Genomic DNA, 21,167 nt, shown 5'->3' on the forward strand with positions numbered 1-21,167 from the left:
GAGGCGTCGCCGAACGCGGTACACCGCCGTGTTCCGGCCACTGGGTAGCTTCTCGATCAGGTGCCTCGCGCGTGGACGCCCTCGGGCGCCATGTGACGGCCCGTTGACGACAGCCCCGAGGCGAGGAGAGCGACATGTCCCGACCCATCACCGTGGGAGTGGACGGCTCCGAAGGAAGCGTGGCGGCGGTGGACTGGGCCGCCGAAGAGGCAGCGCTGCGCGGCAACGGCTTGCGGCTCGTGTACGCCACGCGCTGGGCTCAGCACCAGGTGGCGGCGGTGAGGGTGTCGCACGAGGACCGTGCGGGTGAGGCGGAAGACGTCCTCGCGGCGACGGAGCAACGCGTCCGGGCCCGGCGGCCGGAGCTGGCGCTGACGGCGGAGGAGATCGAGGACGCCCCCGCCGGCGTGCTGCTCGCGGCCGCCGCCGAGGCCGAGCTCCTGGTCGTGGGATCTCATGGGCTCGGCAGCGTCCGCGGCTTCATCGTGGGTTCGGTGGGGCAGGAGGTGGTCGGGGACGCATCGCGTCCCGTGGTCCTGGTGCGTCCTGGATACGGGCAGAACGGTGCGCGCGGCTCCTCCGGAGGCGGCCCCCGGAAGGTGGTCCTCGGCGTGGATGTGAGCGAAGCACACGACGCGCCCCTCGATTTCGCGTTCGACTTCGCCGGGCGGCACGGCGTCCCGCTGGAGGTCGTGCACACATGGCACCACTCCTTCCTCCCCCACCGCGCGGCACCCGCCGACGCCGAACTGGCCTCGGCGCTCGCCGACGCCGTGCGCCCGTTCCGGGAGAAGTTCCCCACGGTGGAGGTGTCCGAAGTTTCCGCTCCGGGACGCGCGGCGGAGCACCTCGTCGGGGCCGCGTCGGACGCGAGCCTCGTGGTCGTCGGCCGGCGCAGGGCGGCCAGGGGTTCCCACATCGGAGCGGTCACCCACGCCGTCATCCACCACGCCCCGTGCCCTGTGGCCGTCGTGCCGCACGACTGACGTACGGGGCCCACCCCGCCCGGGGTGGGCCAGGCGGCTTCCGGCGGGCCCGGGCGATCGCCCAGTCCGCCGTCGGCCCTGGTCGGGGATCCCCGGTCAGCGGGGAATCCAGGACCGCGAACGGGCGTTTCCCGCGTATGGGCGATGCATCCCGGTACGACCATGACGAGCGCGGCTACGACCATGACGAGCGCGGCCCGTCCGGTTCGGTGACCGCCCGCGCACGCATCGCCGCCGACCGCGCCGACACCCTCGCGCGGGCGGCCGCGCTGAGCCGCGACTTCGACGGGATCGTCGCGGCGAACGCCCTGATCGCGGTCGACGACGAGCACGACCCCGAAGGAGGCAGCACCGCCTTCGAGCGCGCCCACGTCGCCTCTCTGCTGGAGCGGGCGAGCGAGCACCTGCGAGAACTGGACCGGGCACAGGAACGGCTCGAACAGGGACGGTACGGACAGTGCGAGGGGTGCGGCGGGACGATCCCGCCCGAACGCCTGGAAGTCCGGCCCGCCGCGACCACCTGTCTGCACTGTGCCCAGGCCGATCCCCGCCGGCCCGCGCACCACGCGACGTCACCAGGAACCACGCCCCCTCCCCCGGCACCGGGCTGACCTCACCTGCGGTCGCGGTGCGGCGCGGCGCGGCGAGCCGGAACCGGCCGCGCCGATCCGCGTCGCACCACCTACACCGAGCGGGGCCGGGGAAAGGCGAGCCGCGCGGCGGGGTCGCCCGAGGGCAGAGCGACGGGGCTGGCGCCGTCGTGGTTCCGCGGTGTGCCCTCCACCGGGCGGGTGTGTTCGGCCGCGCGCGCCATCCACTGCCAGATCCCGGACGAAGGACCGGGCGACGCCGTCTCGGACTCGGCGCCGCTGATCCACGTCGTGAGGGAGAACCTGTAGTCGGCGAACCGGCCGCTGGGGCACGTGGACGGGACCACCTCGTGGAACGCACTCGCCGGGAAGAACACGATGCTGTCGTGTTCGGGCTCGATAGTGCGGCAGGATTCCGCCGGCCGGGCTTCCCCGTCGTGGAACGTGGTGTCGTACAGGCGGAGTTGGCCGCCTTCGAAGCCGCGGGGCGCGCCGTGGAGGTAGTACACCGCCGACAGCGCCGTACTGACGTCCCGTACGCGCGAAGCATCGGTGTGGAGGCCGTAGTGGCCCCCTTCGCCGTGAGCCGTCAGGACGGTCAGGGTCTGCGTCAGCACGGCCTGATGGCCGAGGACTTCCCTCACGAGCGGGAGGGAGTCCGCCAGGTGCGCGCCGAAGACGGAACTGGTGACGGGGAGCACGAGGGAGCTGCGCCCCTTGCGGGTGACCTGCCCGGACAGGGGGTCCAGGACGGTCCCCGCGTAGAAGTCGGCCTCCCGGGAGATCGCGTACGCCAGCAGGGAGGCGGCGCGTTCCGCTCCCAGGAAGTTTTCGAAGCGGCAGACCGGCGCCGGCATGACGGGAGACGCTGACCACGGCGAGGAGGGCGGCAGCACCTCGGTGCTGATTTCCGTCGGCATGGCCGGTTTCATCGTGTATCCGCTCATGGCCCGGAACCGTAGCTGGGAGCTCCGTATCGCCGAAGGAGCACGCGGGGGCGCACGGGAGTACGCCGCCCCCGCGTCACGTCCTGCCGCGTCGGAGACGGTGCCGCTCTCCCCCGCGCCCGGGACCGTGCCCGCACTCCGCCCCCGTGTGGTGACGCGGCGGTACGACGGCACCCGTCCGTGATGCGCAGGGCGGACCCTTGCCCCGGCGGTGTTCAGGCCCCGGGACTCCCGCTCCCCCGCTCGACCGGAATCCACAGCTGGGAGTCGGTCTCCGTGCCGATCTCCACCGGCTGCGTCCGCAGGAGTTCCGGGCCCGGCCGGCTGGTGTACGGATTCGAGGGGAACCACTGAGTGAACACGTCCCGCCACAGCTCCTGGAGGGCGCTCGGATAGGGCCCGTGGTTGTCGAAGACCGCCCAGGTCCCGGCCGGCACGTCGAGGGCGTCGAGGTCCTCGGCGGCCGCGTCGGGACTGGTCACCACGCCGATCCAGTAGTCCACCTCGGCTCCCTCCTCCCGGCTGCCGGTCAGGTACACCACCGCCGACAGGACCCCCTGCGGCTCCCGGTGGACCAGTTCCTTCATCCGTACGACCGCCTGCTCGTCCAGGCCCTCCACGTGCGCCGAGGCGGCCGCGTTGACCCCGTCGTGCACGAGCGGGACCCGGGCCTTCCTGCCGACGACCCGGAACGGCTCCTTCTCCACGATCCGGTACCGCATGGCCGTAGCCCCTTCGACGACGACACGGAAGGACATGCGCGGCTGGGCCGTGAGCACCGCGCCCGTGCGCCGGGCCTCGCCCGGCCCGATGCCGTGCACCGACCGGAACGCCCGGGCGAACGCCTCGCCCGAGCCGTACCCGTACCGCACCGCGACATCGAGCAGCGTCAGCTCCCCGGCCAGCACCTCGGCGCCGGCCAGCGTCATCCGCCGGCGCCGCACGTAGACCGGGAGCGGCATCCCGGCGAGCGCGGAGAACAGCCGGCGGAAGTGGTACTCCGACACCGCTGCGATCCGGGCCACCTCGGCCATGTCGACCTCGCGGTCGAGGCAGGTCTCCAGGTGGTCCAGCGCCTGGTTCAGCCGCTCCAGCACGTGTATCCGTCCTTCTTCCTCGTGTCCCCGCCGCGCGAAGGCCACCCCGCGGCGGGCGGCGGCCCGGGGAGCCGCGGCGGCCGGCATCCGAGCCTAGTGCCGTCTGGTGGGCGAATCCGGGCGCACCCGCCCGACAGAACCGGCGCGGGAATTGTCGGGCGGGTAGCCCTGGCGTCGACCGAGGCTTACCGGCATGACTGATATCGAGGGAACGTGCGAGCCGCGGTTCACCGCGGTCCGTGAGGCACTGGCGGCACTGCTCGGCAAGGACGACGTGGGTGCCTCGGCGGCCGTCTACGTGGACGGCGAGCCGGTGGTCGACATCTGGGGTGGCTACGCCGATGCGGACCGCTCCACCCGATGGGAGCGCGACACCCTCACCGGCGTGAACTCGACGACCAAGAACATGAGCGCCCTGTGTGCGCTGGTCCTGGCCGACCGGGGCCGGCTCGATCTGTCCGCGCCGGTGGCCGCCTACTGGCCTGAGTTCGCCGCGGCCGGCAAGGAGAACGTGCTGGTGCGGCACGTTCTGTCGCACACCGCGGGCCTGCCGGACCTGGCCGGGCTGACGGCGGTCGAGGAGCTCTACGACTGGGAGGGCGTGACGGCGGGACTGGCCGCGCAGGCTCCCGAATGGGAACCCGGAACGGCCGCCGGCTATCACGCGCTGACCTTCGGGTTCCTCGTCGGTGAGATCGTCCGCCGCATCACCGGCCGCGGCCTCGCCGAGTTCTTCGCCGAGGAGGTGGCCGCGCCGCTGGGCGCGGACTTCCACATCGGGCTCCCCGCGGAGCATGACCACCGGGTCGCGCCGCTCGTCCCGCCGCCGTCCCTGACCGACGAGTACGCCTCCAGCGCACCGCCCGGACCGGACGGCGCACGCCGGGAGTACACCGGCGCCGCGATCCGGGTCAGGGACGTCAACTCCGCGGCTTGGCGTCGCGCGCAGATCCCCGCGGTGAACGGTTTCGGCAACGCTCGGTCCGTCGCCCTCGCCCAGTCGGTACTGGCGAACCGGGGGTCGGCCCGCGGTGTGCGACTGCTGTCCCCCGAGGGCTGTGAGCCCGCGTGGCAGGAGGTGTTCCGCGGCGACGACCGCGTCCTGCGGACGCCGATGTCCTGGACCGCGGGCTTCGGCAGGTTCGGCAACGCCTTCGGCTGGGGCGGCTGGGGCGGCTCGCTGGTCGTGAACGATCCCGAGTCACGCATGACGGTGGCCTACGTCATGAACCAGATGCTCGACCGGGACCAGCAGGAGGACAACCGCGGCATGGAGATCGTCATGGCCGCCTACAGCGGACTGCGCTGACACCGCGTAGGGCGGTCCGCGCCCGCCCGGGCCGCGCTCCGCCGCCGGCCGCAGGTGACGCGGAGCCGGCCCGACGGCCGGGCGGGCGCAGCGTGTGTTCAGCGTTCGCCGACTGGGTCGGGTGCGCCCTGTCGGCCGGTCGGGGCGGGGGTGTGAGGCGGGCGGTGAGGGAGGAGCACGGCGGCGGTGAGGCCGATGAGGCCGACGGCTGCCAGGGTGATCATCGCGGCGGCGTACGCGTGGCTGGTGAGGCCGGCGACGAGGATGGTGCCCGCGATCGCCGTGCCGAGGGAGGAGCCGAGGTTGGACACGCTGCGGGACAGGCCCGAGATCTCGCCCTGCTGGTCCTCGGCGAAGCTCGACTGGACGATGTTGACCGACGGGGTGAGCATCACGCCCAGCCCGAGGCCGATGAGGAGCAGTCCGGGCGCGAACGCCCAGGGGTTGGGGGAAGCGCCGACCACGACGGTCAGGACGATGATGCCGGCGATGGTGGTGACGAATCCCGTGAGGATGAGGGTGCGCTGGGCATGGCGCTTGGCGAGGCGTTCGGCTGCGAGGGAGGACACGAGGATGCCGAGGGTGGCCGCCGTGAAGATCACTCCGGTCTGGATCGCGTCGTAGCCGCGGACGACCTGTAGGTAGGAGGCCACGGAGAAGGACACCCCCATCAGGAGCAGCCACTGGGTGTTCTGGGTGACGAGTCCGAGGTTGGAGGTGCGGCTGCGGAACAGGCTCGTGGAGAGCAGTGGTTCCTTGCCTGCCCGTTCTCTGGCGCGGACCCAGCGGAAGAAGGCGAACAGGAAGAGCGCGCCGAGGGCCAGGAGCGCGAGCATCAGCCAGCCGTTGTCGTCGGCGGCCAGGATGCCGGTGACGACCAGGACGAGACCGACGGCGGACAGGACGGTGCCGACGGTGTCGAACGGGCGGGTCGGGTCCGGCGGGAGGGGGTCCTCGATGTGGCGGCTGAGGACGATGATGACGACGATCACGAGGGCCTGGAACACGAAGGCGGCCCGCCAGCCGATCGCGGAGGTGATGAGTCCGCCGATCAGCGGGCCGGCCGCGGCGCCGATGCCTCCGAGCGCCATGATCGTGCCGAATGCGCGGGCGCGTGAGGTCATGTCCGTGAAGAGCAGCGTGGTGAGGATGTAGACGGGCGGGATGAGCAGGGCCGTGCCGACGCCTTCGAGGATCGAGTTGCCCAGGATGAGGACGCCGAGGCCCGGTGCGGCGGCGCTGATCAGCGCGCCGACGCCGTAGACGACGAGGCCGGTGAGCAGGCACCGTTTGCGGCCGTAGCGGTCGGTCAGTTTGCCGCCGGGGATCATCAGGGCGGCCATCACCAGCAGGAAGATGGTGATGGCCACCTGGACGCCCTGCACGGTCGTGTCGAGGTCCTCGCTGATGTCGTTGATCATCACGTTCATGTTGGAGCCGGCGAAGCTGCAGATGAACTGGGCGAGGGCGAGGGGGGCGATGACCCGCCGCAGGGCGGCGGGTGTGGCCGGGGCGGGGTCAGCCATCGGCGCCGCCGCGTTCCGCCTTGTCGAGCTGCTCGTCGAGGGCGATGGCCGCGGCCACCAGGGCGAGGTGCGTGAACGCCTGGGGGAAGTTGCCCATCTGCTCGCCGGACGGGCCGATCTCCTCGGCGAACAGGCCGACGTGGTTGGCGTAGGTCAGCATCTTGTCGAAGGCGTAGTGGGCCTGCTGGAGGCGGCCCGAGCGGGCCAGTGCCTCGACGTAGAGGAAGCTGCAGAGGTTGAAGGTGCCTTCGGAGCCGCGCAGTCCGTCCGGGGAGGCCTCGGGGTTGTACCGGTAGACGAGGCTGTCGCTGACGAGCTCCTGGTCCATGGCGTCCAGGGTGCTCAGCCAGGCCGGGTCCGTGGGAGAGAGGAATCCGACGCGGGGCATCAGCAGCAGGGAGGCGTCCAGGACGTCCGTGGCGTAGTGCTGGACGAAGGCCTGCCGCTGCTCGTTCCAGCCGCGTTCGACGATCTGCCGGAACACGGCGTCGCGCGCCTGCGCCCAGCGGGTGGTGTCGGCGGGCCGGGAATGGAGGGTCGCGAGTTTGATGCCGCGGTCGAAGGCGACCCAGGTCATGAGGCGGCTGTAGGTGAATTCCTGCTGCCCGCCGCGGGTCTCCCAGATTCCCTCGTCGGGCCGGTCCCAGTGGTCGGTGAGCCAGTCCAGCACGTCGGCGAACGTCTTCCAGCCGCGGATTCCGCCCATCTCCCCGGCCTGGGACAGGGCGTCGGCGGCCTCGCCGTAGATGTCGAGCTGGATCTGGTCGGCGGCCGCGTTGCCCGCCCGTACGGGGGCCGAGCCCTCGTAGCCCTCCAGGTGGTCCAGGATCTCCTCGGTCAGATGGGGGTTCCCGTCGATGCGGTACATGATCTGGAGGGGCTCGCCCGAGGCGGTGCCGCCGGCCTCCAGGCGCTCGCGCATCCAGCGGCGGAAGGCCGCGGCTTCCTTGGTGAAGCCGAGGTCGGACAGGGCCCTGACGGCCAGGGAGGAGTCACGGACCCACGTGTAGCGGTAGTCCCAGTTGCGCTCGCCGCCGATCTGTTCGGGCAGCCCCATGGTGGCGGCGGCGATCGGAGCGCCGGTGGGGGCGTAGGTGAGCAGCTTGAGGGTGATCGCGGAGCGGTTGACGATGTCGCGCCACCGGCCGCGGTAGGTGGAGGAGCGCAGCCAGCCGTGCCAGAACGTCCGGCACGCTTCCAGTTCCGCCCGGATCTCCTCGGCCGCCAGCTCGGCCGGGGCGGCGGCGCCGCTCGCGTCGGAGGTCAGGACCACGGCGGCGGTCTGCCCCGCGGTGAGGGTGCAGCGGGCGGTGAGGTCGTCGTCGTCGGGGTGGAGCACGAAGGGGCCGGCGACCTGTAGGTGCAGGTCGGTGCCGGGGCCGTGGAAGACCGCGGCCGCCTCGCCGGTCCGCTCCAGGGTGTGCGGGGCTCGCCCGTAGTCGAACCGCGGCCTGCAGGTCAGGCGGAAGTCCATGCTGCCGCGCACCACCCTCACCACCCTCACCAGGCGGTGCCGGTCCGTCGGGCCGCCGGTCAGGGGGGTCATGAAGTCGGCGACCTCGCCGACGCCGCCCAGCGCCATGAAGCGGGTGACCAGGACCGCGGTATCGGAGAGGTAGAGCTGGCGGACCACCGGCTCCTGCCCGCCGGGGAGGTGCGCGGCCAGCCGGCAGTAACCCCCGCGTTCGCTGTCGAGCAGCGAGGCGAACACGCTGGGGGAATCGAACCGGGGCGTGCACCACCAGTCGATCGTCCCGTCCGAGGACACCAGCGCGGCCGTCTGGAGGTCACCGACCATTCCGTGGTCGGCGATCGCCGGGTAGGCGCTCATGAGGATCTCCCGTCGTCGTTGGAGCCGTGGCGGCGTCCGACAGGACGGGAACACCGGGGCGTGTCCTCGGGAAGCATCCGGACGTGGAGATCCGGACCCGAGTACGTCCCGCCGCCCCGGGACGGGGGCCGCCGATCCGGCCGCCCGATCACACCTCCGGCGAGATGTGCCTCCTACTACGCCCGCACCGAACCCGGCCCGCCATGCCCGCAGGCGCATTCTGCCCGCAAATGTCCGGCAATGGCCGGATGCCACGCGGTGACCACCCGGGGCGACCGCCGCGCACCCTGCCGCGCTCGCCGCGCGGAGGCCGAGGAGAGGACCGCTGGCGCGGGGCCGGAAAGGGGTGGTGGTGCGGGGCGGGCTGGTCGAGGATCTCCGGCTATGGATACGACGTGGACGCGTGCGCGTGTGGCGGTCCCCCTCGCTCTGGTGGCGGGGGCTGTTCTGGGGGCCTTGGGCCCGGCCTTGACGCGGCCGAGGGGGGACGGCGGGAGGGAGGCTGTCGGCGGAGCGGCGGGGCACGTTCTGCACTTGGTGGCGAGCGCGGGGTGGTCCTGGGCGGCTTTCGCGTTCGCGATCGGGCTGGTGTGCCGGTCGTGGAAGCGGGCGGTGTGGTTGGCTCCGGCCGCGCTGATGGTGGCGGTGGCCGCCTACTACCTGGTGAAGCTGGGGCAGGGCGAGTTCCGGGTCTTCGACATGGCGGCGGGGAGCCGGCAGGTGGAGTCGTTGCCCGTCGACTGGGCCGGCTTCATCGGGCACGCGCTGGCGTGGTGGGTGGCGGCCTGCGTCTTCGGCCCGCTCCTGGGGTGGGCCGGAACCCTGGCGCGCCGGCCGCATCTGCGCGGACTCGCCTTCCGCCTGATCGTCCCGTTGATCGCGATGATCGACATGAACCTGCGCCTGCCCGGGGACCCCGAACTCGACGGAGCCGTCGCCACCGGCACCTGGACCGCCGTACGGTTCGCGGCCGTCGTCGCCTGTGCACTCCTGACGGCCTGGGCCCTCCACACCGGCATCCGCGCGCGCCGGACCGCCCGCCCCTGAAGGGGCAGTTCGTGTACACGCGCCCGCAGGCCTGGCGGGGACCGGCCGCGCCCGGCGAAGCCCCGGGTACGGCGGCAGGGCCCGTACCGTGCATCGCGGTCCGGGCCCTGCCCCGTGCGGCGCCGCTCTGCGGCGGCGGTGCGTCAGCTCTGCGCGGTGTCCTCGCTCGCCTGCGCGGCCTCCTCGGCCGCGCGCGCCTTCTCGCGCATCTTGCGCACCAGCTCCGCCTTCTGGTCGGCCGCACCCTGGCGGTCGCGGTTGCGGTGCGGACCGTTGTTCTGCCGTTCGGCGCGGGACAGCTTCTTGCGCTGGCCGCCGCCCTGGCCCACGGGGTTGTTGATGTTCTTGCTGTCGGTCACGGGTTCTCCCGGTAATGATGCGAAGTGATCCAAGGGTTCATCGGCGCGCGTGTCCGCGGGTGGTCTCCGGTCAGCGGCGGCCGGTGGCCAGGATGACGAGGAACTGGCCGCCGCCGGCCTGGATGTCGGCGGTCACCGGCATGCCCGGTACCAGTCGGGAGAAGCGGTCCACCAGCCAATCCGCCGCCTCTTGGGCGTCCTTCCTGGTCGGACAACGGCCCACCATCTCGCGGCCCCCCTTGCGCTCCAGCCTCTCGGCAACGGCGATCAGCGGCGCGGGTTCGACGACGTACAGGCGCTCCGGCCAGGCGATGACCACCTTGACCGCACCCTTGCGGGTGTTGCACCCGCGGTGTGCGAGCCGCTCGGCGACCTTGGCCTTCCGGTCGGCGGTCCGGCTGTCGACGCTGGGCCCCCGCGGGTCGTTCACCGACTCGTCGGGATCGACCGGCTCGTCACACACCCAGCACCGCCAGCCGTCACGCTCTGCTACATCATCAAGGAGACTCATCCGAGCAAAGTTACCCGCCCGGCCGCCACCCGCGTACCAGGGTGTGATCGCGTAGGGTCTTGCGGACCCGCGCGGGCGGGTCACACGTGTCGGTGAGGGGGGATCGTGGCAGGTGAACGGCTTGACGCGGAGTGGGTCCGGTCCTGGTGGGAGCAGGCCGATGCGGCGCTGACGGAGCTGATGCGGTCCTTCCTCCCGGCGCACGGCTTTCCACCCGGCCAGAACTCCGTGACGCTCGCCACCGACGACAGCCACCGGGCGACGGACGCGCTGGTGGACCTGACGCCGATCCCCTCCGACCTGACCACGCTCTACTGGGTGATCAGCGAGGCTTCCCTGCCCGATGTCGACAGCGGGTACTTCGTCCACTCGCCCGCGAAGACCGCGGAGGACTTCCGCGCGTACGGTCCCGCTCCGATCGCCGGCGAATGGATCGCGCTGGTCTTCGCCGGCGACGGCGGGGGCCACCTGTTCGCGATCGGAGACAGTGGACGGGTCTGGAAGTCCACCACGGCGTCCTGGTTCGACGACTTCGAGCTCGCCGCGGCCAGCTTGCAGGAATTCCTCGAACAGCTCGGCCGACGGATCGCGAACCAGCCCTGATCACGGCCGCGACGGTGGGACCCAGTCCCGGGTGAGCCGCCAGGTGGTGCGGGTGACTTGCACGGGCCCAGTACGTGCGCAGCGGCGCCCCGCTCCCGCGATGCGCGGGAGCTGGGCGCCGCTGCGTGATGGTGTCCTCAGAGCAGGGCGACCGAACTCGCCCGGTCGTTCATCGCGTCCCCAACGTACGAGGTCGACTGCTGGTACTCCTGTTGGATACCGGAGGTGTTGGGGGCGTCCCACAACTCCAGCCAGCAGGACAGCGTGGTCAGCGAGCTGACGGAGTTGTTCCAGGTGCCTTCGAGGTTGATCTGGGCGTCGCGGCCGTTGCCGCTCTGGCAACCGCTGCCGCCCGTCAAGACCAGGGCGGAGCCACCGTAGTTCGAGTCCGTGTAGACGACGCCGAGCTGCGCGTCCTGCGCCCCGGCGGTGTCGGCGGAGGCCTTGAGACGGTCGGCCAGCTTCTGGTCGATGTGCTTCGCCGACAGCGGCGCGTCGGTGATCCGTCCGTGAGTGGAGGCGGTGATCGCCTCCTGGAAGGTGCCGTAGCACCGCATGCTGCCTGAATCGATGTTGAGCACGCAGTTCCTCGGGGCGGGCGCCGCGTTCGCGGTGGCGGCGCCCGTACCCAGGGCCAGGATGGTGGTAGCTGCTGCGATGGCGATACGTGACGTACGAGCAAACATGGGTCACTCCGGTCTCGTGGAGGTTCTACCAACACGGTGGATGCTTCCCGCTCCGTTCCGCATGAGCCAGGGGCACATTCGGCCAGGGTCGGTGTATGCGCCATGTGTTGCTGCGGGCCGGTGGGTGATGCGCCTCGCCCTGCCTGCTTCATGACCTGCCGTGACACGTTGGGCGGTCATCGGCCGGAGCCCGGAGCAGAAGCCGGATAACCGGCGCGAACTGTTCGAAGCCACGCCTTCCGGACCGTCGCCTACGGAAAGGGCCGGAACCGGTCGGGCAGGGCGCTCACGTCACCAGGTGGAGCGATGTCTCCGCGATGCCCAGCCGTACGCTCTGGCCCCAGGTCAGTGCCAGGGCGTCGCCCTCCATCCCGTCGCCGAAGACCACGATCCGGTCCGACTCCACGGTCAGCCGCAGTCCCTGCCCCCGCCCCAGCTCACCGGCGACCCTCGTCGTTCCGGTCGTGGGGGACGGCCAGGCCTCGCGTACGAACCACAGGAGCCGCCGGTCACAGGGTGCGGGCAGCCCCTCCAGGCTGCCGCGTTCCAGCCAGAGGGAACGCAGCCAGCCGGTGGCGCCCGTGCCGGTGCCGACCAGCACCCCGGAGGACGCCTGGGCCTCGCCCGGGCCCTCCTCGCCCTCGGAGCCCAGGCGGTAGCGGGCCGTCTGGTGACCGGGCGAGCCCAGGTAGATCTCGTTCAGCGCGACGAGACGCTGGGTGTCGTCGGCGACGGCCTCGACCATGGTCAGCTCCTCCGCCCGGCCGCCGGCGGTCGCCGCACGCAGGAGCGCGGCCGCGTCGGCGCAGCGGTGACGGACCAGGACGCCCGGGTTGCGCCCGGGGTCGGTGTCGATGCCCACCACCGGCTGTCCGTGCAGGTACTTCGCGGTGTTGGCGACCAGGCCGTCCTGGCCGACCACGACCACCACGTCCTCCGGGGCGAACAGGAAGCGGTCGAGGTCGGCCCGTTCCACCCGGGAACTGCGCCAGGTGAGCGGTACCGCCGCCGCCACCTCCCGCAGCGCCTGACGCGTGCGGTCGTGGCGGCGGACCACCTCGTCGATCGACCGGCCCCGGCTGGAAAGGAAGAACGCGGCCTGCCCGTGCGTCCCGTGCCGGGCGAGCAGTTCCTCGTACTCGGTCCTGCGGTGCACGACCACGGCCCGCGGGGCCAGACTCACTCGCCCGAGCCGCCTTCCGGACGTCCGAGCCTGGTGAGGAGCCCGGTGAGCACGTCAGGAGAGAGCGTGATGCTCTCGATCCTCGGCAGGTTCTCCGCCAGCCGGGTCGCCGCCAGGGCGTGCAGCGTGCCCGGGCCGGCTTCGTCGTGCACGCGGAGCCAGGCCGCCTGGACCTCGGCGCGCGCCGCGCCCGTCTCGCGCGCCGCCTCGGCGTCCGCGCGGGCCAGGCGGACCTTGCGGGCCGCCTCGGTCTCGGTCCGTACGCCGTCCGCCGCCGCCTTCTCCTCGGCTTCGCGGCGGGCGTTGGTGCCGCGCTGGTCGATCAACTCTTCCTCGCGTCGCGCCAGTTCGATCTGGCTGGCCAGCTCGTTCTCGGCGATGGCGCGTTCACGCTCGACGGCGACGGCCCGCCGCTCGTAGGTGGCCCGGTCCGCTTCCTGCTGGATCTGCTCGCGGGCCGGGGTGCGCAGGGCGCGCTCGACCTCGGCCTCGGGGCGGATCGCCACGACCCGTACGGCCACCACCTCGATGCCCGTGGCCGGAAGCCTGGGCTCGGCGGCGAGACCGGTGGCGACCCGCTCCCGTACCGAGGCGACTCCGTCCACCAGGGCCACGGCCAGCGGAGTCCGGGCCAGTACGTCGAGCGTGTGCTGCTGCGCGGTCTCGGTGAGGAGCGTGGCGATCTGCTCCAAGGGCGCGCCGCGCCAGCTTCCGGTGTCCGGGTCGACGGAGAAGTCGAGCCGGTCCGCGGCCTCGGCCGGATCGCTGATCCGGTAGGTGACGGTGGCCTGCACGGCGACGTCCTGGAAGTCCGACGTGCGGGCGTGGAACGCCATGGCCAGTTCCCGGTCGTCGACCGGCACTTCGGACAGCGCGGCCGACAGCGACCGGTACCAGAAGCTGAGCCCCCGCCCGTCGTGGACGAGTCGGCCGCGCTTGTGGTGGCGGATGTGGGTGGTGGGCGCTGAGCGCAGATGGCGCCAGCCGAAGCGCCGGGTGATGTCGGCCATGGCTTACTCCCTCGATTTCGTCAATGCGACGATAATCAGCCATGCCCATATCGTCAAGAGGACGAAAAGGGGAAAGGGGTCTTTCGGGGCGGCGTCGCCGGCGGGCGGGCCGGTCGCCGTGGCCGGGACGATGCCGTGCACGTGGCGCCGACCGGAATGAACCGGGGCGACGGGCTGTTGGCAGCACAAATGACCGATGATCTTATGAGGCCCGGTGGGGTCCACCCGCTACTGGCCGGCCGATTCAGCCCGTACACGTTCGACCCGTCGGCCGGAGTCGACGACCGTACCCTTGATCTGTTGCTCGAAGCGGCCAGGTGGGCGCCCTCCGCCGGGAACTCCCAGCCGTGGGGGTTCCTGCCGGTCAGGCCCGGAGAGCCGGAGTACGAGCGCGTGGTGCCCCGCCTTGCGGCCAGCTCCGCCCGGTGGGCCATGGACGCGAGCCTACTGATCGTCACGTTCACCCGCCGGTACTCCGACAGCTCGGAAACCCTCTACTCCGAGTTCGCCGACTACGACCTCGGTCAGGCCGTGGCCCACCTGACCATCCAGGCACAGGCGATGGGACTGTCGTCCCACCAGTTCCGCGCCTTCGACCTCGAGGCCCTCACCAAGGAACTCGACCCGGATCCGGGCTGGGCGATCGTTTCCATGATCGCCTTGGGCAAGTCCTCCGACGCCCCTCCAGCCGTACGGGCACGGCGCAGCACTGCCGAACTCCGCTCGGCTCCGTGGTCCACACCGTCATAGAACGCGAAGCGGTACGGCAGACCTCAGGATGGAGGCGCGCACGGCCTACCCTCGGACCGAGCCGCAGACGGATCAGCGGTGACGACGGCGACGGCCTGGTCGGCGCCCGCCCGGTCGGCGACGGACCGGTGGGACCTGGTCGCCGCCGAAAGCGGGCGCCGGGCCCTGCGGGCTCCCCGGAAGGCAGGCCCACCACTGCCGTCGTCACCTATGAGGCTGCCCTGTTGCCCTTGGGACGAGACCGGGTGACGCCGACGATCAGCGACGAACCCAGTGCGAGCGCTGTTCCCGCCGCGCCGAGGGTCCAGGTCGCAGCGGCGTCCGCGCCGGTCTCCGCGAGCCGTCCACCTGTCCTGTCACCCGACTGACCGCCCATCGGCATACCTCCGCCACCGGTCCCGGCACCAGGAGGAACCGCCCCTGGGTCGGGGGCACCAACGCCGCCGCTCTCCTGGCCGTCACCTGTCTCACCGCCGGGTCGCTCGGCTCCCGGTTCCTCGACTCCGGGTTCTTCACCGCCCGGCTCCTCACCGCCCGGCTCCTCACCGCCCGGTTCCTCGCCGCCTTCAGGTGCGACGATCTTGGAGGCCGTCCACTCCGACAGGCTGTGGTCGCCGATCATGGTGGCGGTGACGAAGAAGTTGATGAGCGGGGCCTTGTCCGTGAACGCGAGGCGGACCGGCACATCGGTCCGGGCCGCCGGGAAATCGAAGAGCGCGCCGGGCAGCACCATGTCGAGGTCCCCGAGGTCGGGATCGCTGACGAGGGGGGCTTCCCGCCACACACCGCCCGCGAAGAACTGGGCGCGGACATCCCGTCCCGGGATCAGATCCCCTTCGTCGACCACGTTGAGGGTCAGCTGGATGTCGTGTCCTCCCCGGGGCTGTCCTGACGCGTTGGTGACGACGACGGAGAACCCGCCCCACCCTCCCCCCGCCACGAAGGACTCCGGGACCCCTTCCGTGTGGGCGGTCAGGCCGTCCACCGCCCGAGCGGCAGGAGCCTGTGACGGATCGTTCACCCTGCCCGGGGCATCGCCCGGGGCGGGCAGGCCCGCCGACGGCTCAGCCCTCTCGGTCGTCTCGGCCACCGGCGCCCCGACTGGGGGCGTGCCAGCCACGAGTTGACCGACCGGAATCCCGCCGACGGCCGGTTCACCGATCGCGGGGCGAGTCGGCCGTGGTTCCGTCGCAGGCACCTCAACCTCAACCTCATCCCCATCCCCGGCCTCGACCTCTACCTCGACCGGGGCGCTCTCCCCGGGAGCCGGAGCGGCGCCGACGGGAAGGTCCGGGACGGAGACCGCCGGACGGCGAACCTCATCCGCCGTCGCCGAACCCGCCATCAAAGCCGTGGGGCCGACTACAGAGGCAGCGGCGAGAACAGTCATACGTTTCAGATTCACAGGAGCTGTCGATCCTTCACATCCGCGGGTGCAGTCCTGTAAGCCTCACAATCCCCCGTATAGCCCGGTAGATCACATTCCTCCATGACCCCATAAAAATGGCCTATACCCGGATTGGTCCCCCACTCCGATCCCCTCCCCGGTACGGTGACGCCCATGAGTGGTGGGCAGCCGAACCTGGACGAGATCGAGGCGTGCTTCGTCGCCTTGACCGAGGGGCACATGAGCCGTGAAGCGGCTGACCGATGGGCCGGGCGGTGGGTCGTCGACGACACGCTCGACTGGGACGAACTGTCTTGGTGGGCACTGGGTCTTCTCTACGGCATCGATCTGCGACCGGGGCCCGGGGAGCCGTACCTGCACGACGACGAACAAGTACGGCGATGGCTTGAGGAGTTCCGGCGCCGCGCCGGGTGACACAGCGTCTGCTTCCAGGGCTTCGACTCGCTGCATCCGAAGCCCATGGGTGGCCGGCCCAAGGTGTTCGCGCCGGCCAAGCCGTCGGACACGGGCAGTCCGCCGCTCACCGGTGGCCGCCCGGTGGCCACGGGCTCGGCGGGAGTTGGGCGGCCAGGAGGGTCAGGCCGCGGCGGAGCCGGCGGAAGTAGGTGGCGCGGCTCAGGTGCAGGCCGTGGGCGATCTGGTGGTGGGTGCGCGACCGGCCCAGGTAGTACGCGGCCAGGATGGCGCCCGCCTCCCTGTCGGTGGAGGCCGAGGAGGCGGCGAGGGCTGCCACGCGGTCGGTCAGCCAGGCGCGCAGCCGGGGCGGGGACGACAGATCCGGCAGGGCCAGCAGGGGGTTCCCGGCGAGGCCGCCCGGGTCCCGGAGCCCGGCCAGGGCCCGGCCGACCAGGGCCGGCAGGTCCCGGCCCGTCAGGGCCGCGAGCCCTGCCCCGGTCGGGGGTACGGTCCCGGGGGGAACGCCAGGGCCGGTGCCGACGCGGCGGATCCACCCGGCGAGGCCGGTGGCGGTGAACTCCTGGCTGTAGACCTCCGGGCGGCGCCCGCACCGGTACACGTCGTCCCGGATGCCGCCGTGCCGGCGGAAGCTCAGCGCGTGCAGCAGGCTCTGGTAGTCCGGGCTCGCCGTGGAGACGAGGAGGTGCCCGGCGAGGGTCGCCTGCACCAGGATGTGGCGCAGCATCTGCGCGTGCGCGCCCGCGTCCGCACCGTACGCCGCCCCCAGGAACAGCCCGGCCCCGCCCCCGGCCGACGGTCCGCCGCCGGGGCCGCCACCCTCGCCGGCATCCTCGTCGGCCGCCGGCCGGGGTGCGAGGAGGCCGGGTGCGTGCTGCTGGAGCAGCGGTTCGATGCCGTCGGCGGTGTCCGGGCCGACGGGTACGAGGGCGGCCAGCGCCACGGCCGCCCCGTCGCGGTCCCGGGCCAGGTGGAACGCGGCGGGGGCCGACGCCAGCCAGCCCTCCGTGACCCGCTCCGAACGCCGTGGGTCGAAGCCGTTGCGGACCGCCCAGCGGCGCATCAGCCGTCCGATGTCCTCGGCGTCGCCGGAGCGGGCGGGCCGGATCAGCGCATCGTCCTCGACGGGCGGGAACAGTGAACGCCGCAGGGCGGGTTCGCCGGACAGGAACAGCCCCTGCTCCACGATCCGGGCCTGATCGCGCGGGTCCCGGCGTTCGGTGAGCAGCGTCTGCCGGTACCCGGCCGCGCGCGTCCGGACGTCCCGGTGGGCTTGCGGCCTGCGCCAGGCGTAGGCCAGTTCGAACAGCGACCGGTACGGTTCGCGCACCGCCAGTCCGAGCGGCCCGCGCCGGACCACGCTCAACGCGGCCAGCGCGGAGAACACCTCCGGCCCCGCGGTGAGCAGCCGCTCGTCCCCGGCGCCCACGGTGGCCAGCAGCCGCAGCGCGTGCCGGTCCCGGCCGCCGGGCCGCGGCCGCTCTCGGTCGAGGAGCCCGAGCACCTCCTCGGCCACCGCGTCGGCGACGGCGCCGGGCGCGTCGGCGGGGGTTCCGGCGAGGAGTTCCCGGGCGGCCAGGACGGCCGGCAGCGGGTGCCCGCCCGCGAGGCGCACCGCCAGCGCCACCGTCTCCTCGTCCTCCAGACCGGCCGCCCTGACGAGGTCCTCGACGTCCTCGGCCGGCCACGGCCGCAGCGGTACGAGGGACGGCGCGTACCGGTCCGCCCAGCCGGGCAGCCCCCGCAGCGGCCGTCGGCTCACCACCAGCACCGACGGCGCCCCCGATGCCCGGCTCCGCCGCCCCGAGGTCCCTACGAACCCCCCGGCGCCCAGCAGAGCCGGGGGCCCCGGAGCGTCCAAGGGGCGGGGCTCCGCCAGGGCCGCGGTCACGGCCTCGGCCTGGCCGGGGCCGTCCACGCTGTCGACCAGCAGTACTCCGTCCCCAAGTGCCCCGTCCCCCTCCGCGGCCCGGGCGAGCAGCCCCCGTACCCGCTCCGCGGCGGCGGGGGCCGGCAGCCCGCACAGGTCGACGCGGGCGGCCACGGTCAGCCGGCCGGCCAGTGTGCTCTTTCCGCTGCCGAGGGGGCCGCAGAGGTTGACCACGGAGTGCGAGGCGAGGGCGGCTGACAGGGCGCCGAGGCCCGGGGGGATCTTCACGGTCCCCGGACGATACCCATCCGGCGGCCGACCGGGTCAGCGGTCAACCGGCCGAACCTTGGCTTGAGTTGATACCACCGTGAGACTCCGCGACAGCGGCCCGCGGCTAGGGTCGCAATGACCGCGGGGCCCCGGCGGCGCACGTTCCTGCACGGCCACCACCTACCCGAATGGAGCCCGGAGTGAAGCTGGTTCGATGGCTGTCGACCACGGCCACCGCCCTCCTCGCCGCGACCACCCTGCTCACCGCGCCCGCCGCGGCGAGCAGCACCGCGAGTGCCACCGCGGTCACCCCCGCGCGCACCACCGCCGCCCCGGCCGCCGCATTGGCGCCCACCGCCCCCAAGTACTTCCTCGGCACCGGCTACGGCCCGTACAACATCGCCGTCGATGCCGCCTGGAACACCGCCTACGCGGCCGCCGTGAACGAGGGCTACCAGACCTCGCGTTGCGCCCGCTCGGCCGGCCCGGCCGCCAATCCGATCGGCGGCAACGGCTACTACCAGGTGCTCGTGGAGATCTACTGCAGCGTGCCGCCTCCGCCGGGCTCGGGCCAGATCACCGGCGTCCACTCGGGCAAGTGCGTCGACGTCAAGGGCGGCAGCCTCAAGGACGGTGCCCCGATCCAGCTGTACCAGTGCAACGGAACCGATGCCCAGGCCTGGCGGCTGGAGAGCGACGGCACCGTGCGCGCCCTCGGCCGCTGCATGGACGTCCAGTACGCCAAGACGGAGAACGGGTCCCACATCGGGCTCAACACCTGCCACCAGGGCCTGAACCAGAAGTGGGAGCTGCTGCCGGACGGCTTGCTGCGCAGCGTCCACTCGGGCAAGTGCCTGGACGCCCTCGGCTGGGCCACCGGCAACGGAACCCGCCTCGGCATCTGGGACTGCGCCCCGCAGCACACCAACCAGCAGTGGCGCGGCGCCCCGCTGGGCACCTGATCCCCCGCGCCACCACCCGCCCCGCCTCCGTACGGCCCCCGGTACCCGGTCCGTACGGAGGCGGGTCCGTGCCACCGGTCCGGCAGGTCGTGAGGGCCGCACGAAGGTCGGGACTACTTGTCGCAGGCGATGCCGTCGCCGTCCTTGTCGAGGGCGGACCGGTAGCCGGGCTGTCCCTTGCGGATGGGCGCCGCACCGGCCGCCTTGGCTGCGTCGCAGTTCTTGTAGGAGACGCTTCCGCCCCCGCCGGTACCGGAGGTCCCCGTCTCCGCCTTGGGCGTGGCCGGGGCCCGCGTCGCCTCGGCGTGGAGGCGGGTGCCGGTGGCTGCCGGGCAGGTGCTGCCGGGAGCGACGAGGTGGAGGGTGGCGTCGGCGGGCGCCGCTCCGGCTTCGGGGCTCTGGAAGCAGACGCCCCAGTCGCGGTGGTACGAGGCGAGCGGCACATCGGTGTAGACGCTCAGCGCGCTGACCTTGGCCACCCCGGCGCCCTTGAGGGCCTTCTCGGCCTGATCGAACGGCATCGAGACCACGGTGGGCAGCGCGGGAGCCGCGCTCTGCGCCGCGGCCTTGCCCGGAGCGGCGGCGGAGGAACCCGGCGAGGCCGTCGCGGCGCTGGCCGCCCCGGCCTTGGAGTCGTCGGCAGCCTTGTCGTCGCCGCCGCCGGAGAACAGCACGATCAGGAACCAGAGCCCCGAGAGCACGGTGGCGACGATCTTCTTGCCCTGCGTCCACCGGGTCATCCAGGCCAGCGCGATTCCGAGCGGGGGCAGCAGCACGAGCGCGGTGACGATCACTGCCGTGCGCTGCCACCAGCGCCGGACGGGCTGCTGGGGGTAGGGGGCGTGTTGAGCAGGCGGCGAATACACGGTTCTCCTGGTGACGGTGTGACAGATGTTGAGACTGCAACCATTTTTGATCACGACGTCGACGCAGGTCCGGTGCGTGGCGAGGCCGGCGGCAGCTCGCGCACGGGCCGCCCCGCTCAGCCCCCAACGGGACTCGCCTCACGGACCCAACGCCCAGCAGAAGAGCGGACCGCCCGTCAGGGGCCGACTCACACTGCGCCGGCGACAGTCAGAGCGAGCTCGGGGCAGGCGCGGGGGCGACCGCGAGCGGGATCGCGGTGGCGAAAGTGCCGCCGTGGCCGACGGAACGCTTGACGATGGACATCGAGTCCCCCCTTGATGCGCCGTTACTGCGTGCACCCAACGTTAGTTGATGAATACACAACGGCAGTTGAACACATGGGCCCGCCGTGATCAACCTTTCCGGAGCCCTCGTTCCCCACCGAACGGGCGCCAGATGGTCCGCTCAGCATGTAAGGCGGCCCGTCAAGCCATCACTTCACCCGCCGACTCGGCGGATCCTCAGTCGAGGCAGAACTCGTTGCCCTCGATGTCCTGCATCACGATGCAGGACTCGTTCTCGCCATCGGCACGCATCGTTCGCACGTGTACCGCGCCGAGCGCCACCAGCCGGGCGCATTCGGCTTCGAGCGTGGTCAGGCGCTCCTCACCCACGAGTCCGGTGCCGACCCGCACGTCGAGGTGCAGCCGGTTCTTGACGACCTTCCCTTCGGGTACGCGCTGGAAGAGCAGGCGCGGGCCCACACCCGAGGGATCGCTGCACGCGAAGTAGATCACCTGGTCCTCAGGCGGCAGTGAGCGATGGTAGTCCTCCCACGTGGCGAACCCCGTCGGGATCGGAGGTGTGACGTACCCCAGCACCTCGCACCAGAAGCCGGCGAGACGCGCGGGTTCCGCACAGTCGAAGGTCACTTGGAACTGCCTGATCGTGGACATCGGCGC

21 protein-coding genes are annotated in these 21,167 nt (G+C 72.2%); 8 read left to right on the forward strand and 13 right to left on the reverse strand.

What is annotated here, in order from left to right:
- Nucleotides 1-134 precede the first annotated feature (134 nt).
- Nucleotides 135-986: a universal stress protein gene (locus ABZZ17_RS30480; protein ID WP_356880735.1), complete on the forward strand. Its 852-nt coding sequence runs from the start codon at nt 135-137 to the stop codon at nt 984-986.
- A 137-nt stretch (nt 987-1,123) separates the two neighbouring features.
- Complete coding sequence (locus ABZZ17_RS30485; RefSeq protein WP_356880737.1) at nt 1,124-1,597, forward strand: TraR/DksA C4-type zinc finger protein; 474 nt, start codon at nt 1,124-1,126, stop codon at nt 1,595-1,597.
- A 71-nt stretch (nt 1,598-1,668) separates the two neighbouring features.
- On the opposite strand, the gene ABZZ17_RS30490 is transcribed toward ABZZ17_RS30485, so the two are convergent.
- Together ABZZ17_RS30490 and ABZZ17_RS30495 are read right to left on the reverse strand one after the other, a co-directional pair.
- A complete protein-coding gene (locus tag ABZZ17_RS30490; RefSeq protein ID WP_356880739.1) occupies nt 1,669-2,523 on the reverse strand; it encodes a 2OG-Fe(II) oxygenase in 855 nt (284 codons plus the stop codon).
- Between the two features lie 215 nt (nt 2,524-2,738).
- On the reverse strand, nt 2,739-3,620 hold the full coding sequence (locus tag ABZZ17_RS30495; protein ID WP_356880741.1) for an AraC family transcriptional regulator: 882 nt from the start codon (nt 3,618-3,620) through the stop codon (nt 2,739-2,741).
- 193 nt (nt 3,621-3,813) lie between these two features.
- Between ABZZ17_RS30495 and ABZZ17_RS30500 the strand changes: the two genes are divergently transcribed.
- The gene (locus tag ABZZ17_RS30500; RefSeq protein ID WP_356880743.1) at nt 3,814-4,929 is read left to right on the forward strand and encodes a serine hydrolase domain-containing protein; all 1,116 of its coding nucleotides are present in this window, start codon (nt 3,814-3,816) and stop codon (nt 4,927-4,929) included.
- A 98-nt stretch (nt 4,930-5,027) separates the two neighbouring features.
- On the opposite strand, the gene ABZZ17_RS30505 is transcribed toward ABZZ17_RS30500, so the two are convergent.
- Entirely contained in the window at nt 5,028-6,455 is a 1,428-nt protein-coding gene (locus ABZZ17_RS30505; protein WP_356880745.1) for an MFS transporter, read from the reverse strand.
- Complete coding sequence (locus ABZZ17_RS30510; RefSeq protein WP_356880747.1) at nt 6,448-8,505, reverse strand: glycoside hydrolase family 15 protein; 2,058 nt, start codon at nt 8,503-8,505, stop codon at nt 6,448-6,450. Before ABZZ17_RS30510 ends, ABZZ17_RS30505 begins: the two co-directional genes overlap by 8 nt.
- A gap of 315 nt (nt 8,506-8,820) precedes the next feature.
- On the opposite strand from ABZZ17_RS30510, the gene ABZZ17_RS30515 reads away from it, so the two are divergent.
- On the forward strand, nt 8,821-9,333 hold the full coding sequence (locus tag ABZZ17_RS30515) for a hypothetical protein (RefSeq protein WP_356880749.1): 513 nt from the start codon (nt 8,821-8,823) through the stop codon (nt 9,331-9,333).
- Nucleotides 9,334-9,476: 143 nt separating this feature from the next.
- Here the strand turns inward: ABZZ17_RS30515 and ABZZ17_RS30520 are convergent, their stop codons facing one another.
- Nucleotides 9,477-9,692 carry a DUF6243 family protein gene (locus ABZZ17_RS30520; protein ID WP_356880751.1) on the reverse strand — a complete coding sequence of 72 codons (216 nt, stop codon included), beginning with the start codon at nt 9,690-9,692 and terminating at the stop codon, nt 9,477-9,479.
- A 70-nt stretch (nt 9,693-9,762) separates the two neighbouring features.
- Nucleotides 9,763-10,203 (reverse strand): hypothetical protein, encoded by a 441-nt coding sequence (locus tag ABZZ17_RS30525; RefSeq protein ID WP_215140860.1) that lies wholly within the window; start codon nt 10,201-10,203, stop codon nt 9,763-9,765.
- 105 nt (nt 10,204-10,308) lie between these two features.
- On the opposite strand from ABZZ17_RS30525, the gene ABZZ17_RS30530 reads away from it, so the two are divergent.
- A complete protein-coding gene (locus ABZZ17_RS30530) occupies nt 10,309-10,806 on the forward strand; it encodes a hypothetical protein (RefSeq protein WP_356880753.1) in 498 nt (165 codons plus the stop codon).
- Nucleotides 10,807-10,943: 137 nt separating this feature from the next.
- Here the strand turns inward: ABZZ17_RS30530 and ABZZ17_RS30535 are convergent, their stop codons facing one another.
- The 3 genes from ABZZ17_RS30535 to ABZZ17_RS30545 form a co-directional block, all read right to left on the reverse strand.
- Complete coding sequence (locus ABZZ17_RS30535; protein WP_356880755.1) at nt 10,944-11,492, reverse strand: hypothetical protein; 549 nt, start codon at nt 11,490-11,492, stop codon at nt 10,944-10,946.
- 286 nt (nt 11,493-11,778) lie between these two features.
- Nucleotides 11,779-12,675, reverse strand: a complete 897-nt coding sequence (locus ABZZ17_RS30540) for a hypothetical protein (protein ID WP_356880757.1) — start codon at nt 12,673-12,675, stop codon at nt 11,779-11,781.
- Nucleotides 12,672-13,685: an SPFH domain-containing protein gene (locus tag ABZZ17_RS30545; protein WP_356880759.1), complete on the reverse strand. Its 1,014-nt coding sequence runs from the start codon at nt 13,683-13,685 to the stop codon at nt 12,672-12,674. Before ABZZ17_RS30545 ends, ABZZ17_RS30540 begins: the two co-directional genes overlap by 4 nt.
- A 204-nt stretch (nt 13,686-13,889) precedes the next feature.
- Here ABZZ17_RS30545 and ABZZ17_RS30550 point away from each other — a divergent pair, with 204 nt between their 5' ends.
- Nucleotides 13,890-14,435 (forward strand): nitroreductase family protein, encoded by a 546-nt coding sequence (locus tag ABZZ17_RS30550; protein WP_356880826.1) that lies wholly within the window; start codon nt 13,890-13,892, stop codon nt 14,433-14,435.
- A gap of 208 nt (nt 14,436-14,643) precedes the next feature.
- Here the strand turns inward: ABZZ17_RS30550 and ABZZ17_RS30555 are convergent, their stop codons facing one another.
- Nucleotides 14,644-15,420, reverse strand: a complete 777-nt coding sequence (locus ABZZ17_RS30555; protein ID WP_356880761.1) for a hypothetical protein — start codon at nt 15,418-15,420, stop codon at nt 14,644-14,646.
- 576 nt (nt 15,421-15,996) lie between these two features.
- Here ABZZ17_RS30555 and ABZZ17_RS30560 point away from each other — a divergent pair.
- Nucleotides 15,997-16,257: a hypothetical protein gene (locus ABZZ17_RS30560; protein WP_356880763.1), complete on the forward strand. Its 261-nt coding sequence runs from the start codon at nt 15,997-15,999 to the stop codon at nt 16,255-16,257.
- Between the two features lie 106 nt (nt 16,258-16,363).
- On the opposite strand, the gene ABZZ17_RS30565 is transcribed toward ABZZ17_RS30560, so the two are convergent.
- Entirely contained in the window at nt 16,364-18,415 is a 2,052-nt protein-coding gene (locus tag ABZZ17_RS30565) for a hypothetical protein (RefSeq protein WP_356880765.1), read from the reverse strand.
- Between the two features lie 182 nt (nt 18,416-18,597).
- On the opposite strand from ABZZ17_RS30565, the gene ABZZ17_RS30570 reads away from it, so the two are divergent.
- A complete protein-coding gene (locus ABZZ17_RS30570; protein ID WP_356880767.1) occupies nt 18,598-19,359 on the forward strand; it encodes an RICIN domain-containing protein in 762 nt (253 codons plus the stop codon).
- Nucleotides 19,360-19,472: 113 nt separating this feature from the next.
- Here the strand turns inward: ABZZ17_RS30570 and ABZZ17_RS30575 are convergent, their stop codons facing one another.
- A complete protein-coding gene (locus tag ABZZ17_RS30575; RefSeq protein ID WP_356880769.1) occupies nt 19,473-20,225 on the reverse strand; it encodes an excalibur calcium-binding domain-containing protein in 753 nt (250 codons plus the stop codon).
- A gap of 501 nt (nt 20,226-20,726) precedes the next feature.
- Nucleotides 20,727-21,161, reverse strand: a complete 435-nt coding sequence (locus tag ABZZ17_RS30580) for a VOC family protein (RefSeq protein WP_356880771.1) — start codon at nt 21,159-21,161, stop codon at nt 20,727-20,729.
- Nucleotides 21,162-21,167 lie beyond the last annotated feature (6 nt).

This window comes from Streptomyces sp. NPDC006512, from assembly GCF_040611935.1.
GTDB lineage: Bacteria > Actinomycetota > Actinomycetes > Streptomycetales > Streptomycetaceae > Streptomyces.

Bases quoted from the DNA above. Each gene is read 5' to 3' on its own strand.
- ABZZ17_RS30480 (WP_356880735.1), top strand. From the start codon at position 135: ATGTCCCGACCCATCACCGTGGGAGTGGACGGCTCCGAAGGAAGCGTG.
- ABZZ17_RS30485 (WP_356880737.1), top strand. From the start codon at position 1,124: ATGGGCGATGCATCCCGGTACGACCATGACGAGCGCGGCTACGACCAT.
- ABZZ17_RS30490 (WP_356880739.1), bottom strand. From the start codon at position 2,523: ATGAGCGGATACACGATGAAACCGGCCATGCCGACGGAAATCAGCACC.
- ABZZ17_RS30500 (WP_356880743.1), top strand. From the start codon at position 3,814: ATGACTGATATCGAGGGAACGTGCGAGCCGCGGTTCACCGCGGTCCGT.
- ABZZ17_RS30505 (WP_356880745.1), bottom strand. From the start codon at position 6,455: ATGGCTGACCCCGCCCCGGCCACACCCGCCGCCCTGCGGCGGGTCATC.
- ABZZ17_RS30510 (WP_356880747.1), bottom strand. From the start codon at position 8,505: ATGCGCCTGCGGGCATGGCGGGCCGGGTTCGGTGCGGGCGTAGTAGGA.
- ABZZ17_RS30525 (WP_215140860.1), bottom strand. From the start codon at position 10,203: ATGAGTCTCCTTGATGATGTAGCAGAGCGTGACGGCTGGCGGTGCTGG.
- ABZZ17_RS30535 (WP_356880755.1), bottom strand. From the start codon at position 11,492: ATGTTTGCTCGTACGTCACGTATCGCCATCGCAGCAGCTACCACCATC.
- ABZZ17_RS30545 (WP_356880759.1), bottom strand. From the start codon at position 13,685: ATGGCCGACATCACCCGGCGCTTCGGCTGGCGCCATCTGCGCTCAGCG.
- ABZZ17_RS30550 (WP_356880826.1), top strand. From the start codon at position 13,890: ATGAGGCCCGGTGGGGTCCACCCGCTACTGGCCGGCCGATTCAGCCCG.
- ABZZ17_RS30560 (WP_356880763.1), top strand. From the start codon at position 15,997: ATGAGTGGTGGGCAGCCGAACCTGGACGAGATCGAGGCGTGCTTCGTC.
- ABZZ17_RS30580 (WP_356880771.1), bottom strand. From the start codon at position 21,161: ATGTCCACGATCAGGCAGTTCCAAGTGACCTTCGACTGTGCGGAACCC.